The following is a 244-nucleotide window of genomic DNA, read 5'->3' as shown; positions in this document are numbered from 1 at the left end:
CAGAGGATAAACTGCTGCCGCCGCTTGGCGGCAATCCGGCCGGAGACGGCCTGTCGAATGAGGAGAATGGCATGAGCGCAGCTGAAATCGATGGCTTTGCGGACCGGATCAGGAAGCACCAGGGCGGCATGATCTCCGCCTGGGTCGGCATCCCCGACGCCATGCTCGTCAACCACCTGGCGCAGGAAGCTTTCGATGCCGTCGTGCTGGATATGCAGCATGGCATGTGGGACATGCAGTCGGC

The 244-nt window shown here is 62.3% G+C and carries 1 pseudogene; it reads left to right on the top strand.

The features are described from left to right. Positions 1-71: 71 nt before the first annotated feature. Positions 72-244 (top strand): annotated as a pseudogene (locus tag EOD29_RS34275) (hydroxyacid aldolase); the annotation flags it as partial.

The organism is Mesorhizobium sp. M1A.T.Ca.IN.004.03.1.1, from assembly GCF_003997555.1.
GTDB lineage: Bacteria > Pseudomonadota > Alphaproteobacteria > Rhizobiales > Rhizobiaceae > Mesorhizobium.
This window is presented reverse-complemented; position numbering and strand designations above follow the sequence as displayed.